1 protein-coding gene is annotated in these 4,207 nt (G+C 69.3%); it reads right to left on the bottom strand.

Translation table 11 applies throughout. The features are described 5' to 3' along the window. On the bottom strand, nt 1–3,949 hold a 3,949-nt coding region (locus tag ABZX30_RS37755; protein ID WP_355942874.1), incomplete at its 3' end, for an amino acid adenylation domain-containing protein. Nucleotides 3,950–4,207 lie beyond the last annotated feature (258 nt).

The raw sequence follows: 4,207 nt of genomic DNA, 5'->3' as shown, positions 1-4,207 counted from the left end.
GCCCCAACGCCACCGCCAGATTCACCAGACCACCATGCGTGGCCTGCACACCCTTCGGCCGCCCCGTCGAACCCGACGTATAAATCACATACGCCGACTGAGCCGGATGAATCGTCGCTTCCGGTGCGGTGACCGGTGCGGCAGCCAACGAGGCGACCACCGCGGGATCATCCAGCAGCACCACATGCGACTCACTCAGCCCCAGTGCCGAGTCGCCGATACCGACCACGACTGCGGCTCCAGCATCAGCGGCCATGAAGGCAAGCCGCTCGGACGGATACTCCGGATCCAGCGGCACATACGCCGCCCCCACCTTCCAGACGCCGAGGATGGCGGTCACCATGTCCACCCCGCGCGGCAGGCACAGCCCCACGACGCTGCGAGCCCGGACTCCTTGACCTGCCAGGAAGTGGGCCAGCCGGTTCGCCTGTTCCTCCAGCTCCGCATACGACAGTTCGACTCCGTCGCACACCACCGCCACCGCCGTGGGATCGGCAGCCGCACGCTCCGCGATCAGCCCCGGCACGAGCGTCTCGGGCAGCGCGACGGCGGTGTCGTTCCATCCGTCGATCAACTGCCTGCGTTCGTCAGCGCCCAGCACCTCCACCGCGCCCAGCGGCAGATCCGGCGCACCGGTCAAAGACTCCAGGACGCGCGCCCACCGCTGCGCGAGTCGTTCAACCGAATCCACGTCGAACAGATCGGCCGCTGCGACGATCTCGCCGCGCAGTCCGGCCGGGTTTCCCTCCGCGTCGAACGCCTCGATGGCGGTGACTTCCAGGTCGAACTTCACCGTCGTCGTGTCCGACGGCGTTCCGGCCGCGGCCGGCAGCCCACCGGTCCGCACCCCGGGCATGTCGAGGACCGCTCGGGCGGTGTTCTGCAACGTGAACATCACCTGGAACAGTGGGTGCCTGGCGAGCGTGCGGGCCGGGGCCAGCTCCTCCACCAGCCGCTCGAACGGTACATCCTGATGCGCGAAGGCGCCGAGACCAGTCTCTCGCACCCGGGAAAGCACATCGGTGAAGGTGGGGTTGCCCGAGAGATCGGTACGCATCACCAGCGTGTTCAGAAAGCACCCGACCATGTCGTCCAGGGCTTCGTCGGTGCGCCCGGCGATCGCCGAACCGATGGGGATATCCGTGCCCGCGCCGAGGCGCGAAAGCAGCACGGCCAGCCCTGCCTGCAGCACCATGAACACCGTCACGCCCTCGGCGCGCGCCACCTTGGCTATTTCGGCGTGCAGTTCGGCGGTGATCTTGAGTGGCACCCGATGCCCACGGTGCGATGGCACTGCCGGACGTGGCCGGTCCAAGGGGAGATCCAGCTCCTCGGGCAGCCCGGCCAGCTGCTCGCGCCAGTAACCGAGTTGCGCGGCCAGCGGGCTGTGCGGATCGTCCTCCGTGCCCAGCAGCTCGCCCTGCCACAAGGCGTAGTCCGCGTACTGCACCGGCAGAGGGGTCCACTCCGGTGCCCGGCCTTCTACCCGCGCCGCGTAGGCGGATGTCAGGTCCCGTGCCAGGGGAACCGTCGACCAACCGTCTCCGGCGATGTGATGCAGCACCAGTACCAGCACTTGCTCATCCGGACCGCAGTCGAACAGCGTGGTCCGCAGGGGGACTTCCGAGGCCAGGTCGAAACCGCGCCGTGACTCGGCTGCCACCGCAGCGGCCAGCTCCTCCTGCGTCACCTCGGTGACGGTGAGGCCGAATCCACTCTCCTCGACGGACAGGACTCGCTGATAGGGCCGGCCGTCGGCGGTGGGGAACACGGTGCGCAGTACTTCGTGGCGTCCGATCACGTCCCGCAGCGCCTGGCTCAGGGCTGCCCGGTCCACGGTGCCGGTCAGGCGCAGCGCTGTGGGAATGTTGTAAGTCGGACTCGGCCCCTCCAACTGCGCGATGAACCAGAGCCGTTGTTGCGCGTACGAGAGCGGTGGCCGCTCCGGACGGCGCATCGGCGTGAGCGCGGGTCGAGCCCCGCCCTCTGCGTTCAGACGGGCGGCGACTCCTGCCGGTGTCGGCGCGTCGAACAGCGTCCGCAGGGGCAATTCCACACCCAGCAGTGCCCGCACTCGGCTCACCAACCGGGTCGCCAGCAGCGAGTGGCCGCCCAGCACGAAGAAGTCGTCGTCCACGCCCACCTCGGGCAACCCGAGAACCTGGGCGAACGCCCCGCAAAGGATCTCCTCCTGGGGAGTGGAGGGTGCGCGGCTCACGCCGGTGAGCGCCGCGGCATAGTCGGGGGCCGGCAGCGCCCTGCGATCCAGCTTCCCGTTCGCCGTCAGCGGCAACGCGCCCAATACGACGACCGCGGACGGCACCATGTACTCCGGCAGCCGATCCGCCGCGAACTGCTTCAGAGACATGGTGAGTTCCGTTGCTCCGGCATCGTCGGCGGCAGGGACCACGTAGGCGACGAGACGTTTCTCGTCCGCCATGTCCTCCCTGGCGACCACCGCGACCTGCGCCACACCCGTGCAGGCGGACAGCACGGCCGCCACCTCACCCGGCTCCACCCGGAATCCACGGATCTTGACCTGCTCGTCGGCACGCCCCGCGAACAGCAGTCGGCCGTCCGCCGTCCAGCGCACCAGGTCACCGGTGCGGTACATCCGTTCGCCGGTCGCCGAGAACGGGCACGCGACGAAGCGCTCCGCAGTCAGAGCGCCGCGGCCCGCGTATCCGCGCGCCAGCTGGGCGCCGGCGATGTACAACTCGCCCGCGACACCCACGGGCGCCGGGTTCAGGGAGGCATCCAGCACGAAGACCCGCGTGTTGGCGAGCGGCGAGCCCATCGTCACGACGGGATCCGGACCTTCGATTCGGCCGGTCGTGACGATCACCGTCGACTCGGTCGGCCCGTAGGCGTGCACCAGGCACCGGTCGGCACCCCACAGCATGGCCTGCTCCGGCGAGATCGGCTCGGCGCCCACCACGATCGAGGAGACGTCCGTCAGGTCCGCCGGATCCAGCACCGCCAGCAGGGAAGGCACGACACTGGCCGACCTCACACCCGTGTCGCGGATCATGCCGGTCAACAGCGCTGTATCGGCCCGCTCCGCCGTCGTGGCCACGATCAACGTGGCACCGGCCGTCAGTGTCGCCGCCACGTCGAGCACCGAAGCGTCGAAGCTGAACGACGCGAACTGCAGGACCCGAACTCCGGGGGCCGCGCCCAGAGTCGGCGCCAAAGCCAGCGCGAGGTTCGCCATGCCGCCATGGGTGGCCTGCACACCCTTGGGCTGCCCCGTCGATCCCGACGTATAGATGATGTACGCCAACTGAGCTGCGTCGTGGGTGACTTCGGGCGCCTTCGCCGCTGCCCCCGCCACTGAGTCGGCCACCTGCGTATCGTCCAGGTTCAGCAGCCGCACGCCGGGAGCGGCCAGTTCTCGCGTCAGCTCCTTCAGGCCGACCACGAGACGCGCTCCGCTGTCGGCGACGATGTACGACAACCGCTCAGCCGGATACTCCGGGTCCAGCGGCACGTAGGCTGCTCCAGCGCGCCACACGCCGAGGATCGCCGTGACGATCTCCGTCCCACGGGGGAGGCACAGTCCCACCACGGACTCCGTGCCGACGCCCTGTTCCCGCAGGTAGTTCGCAAGGCGGTTGGCCCGCGTGTCCAGCTCGGCGTACGACAGTTCCTCCCCGTCGCAGACAACGGCGACGGCGTCCGGGGAGACCGCCGCCCGCTGCGCGATCAGCTCGGGCACGTTCGCTTCCGGAACCACGCTCGAAGCGTCGTTCCACTCCACAAGGAGCCGCCGTCTTTCGTCGGCTTCGAGGACCTCCACCGCCGGCAAATGGGTGTCGGGCGCGCTGCCCAGTGCGGTCACGAGATTCTGCAGGCAGGTGCGCAGCAGGATGCACAGCTGCGCCGGGTCTGCCGGGGTCACCGCATCGACGGTCAGGCCGAATCCGGTCCCGTAGTCGTCGACGGCCACGCTCACGGGGTAGCTGGTCGCATCCCGTGCGAACTCCGTCCTTATACCCTGGGTCCTGGTGCCACCTTCCTGGCCGGGCTCCGGCCTCACCCTCCGGCTGTGCCGGTAGTTGAAGATCGAGGTGAACAGTGGGCTGTCACCCGGCACTCCGCTGGCCTGCTGCGCCAGGGCCAGCGGGGCGTGCTCGTGCACCAGGAGCTCCGCCAGCTGATGCCGCAGGTCCGACAACGCCTCGCCCACGCCGGACGATCCCACCCG

It is taken from the genome of Streptomyces sp. NPDC004542, from assembly GCF_040610035.1.
GTDB lineage: Bacteria > Actinomycetota > Actinomycetes > Streptomycetales > Streptomycetaceae > Streptomyces.
Note: the sequence above shows the minus strand (reverse complement) of the source record. Positions and strands in the feature narration are given on the sequence as shown.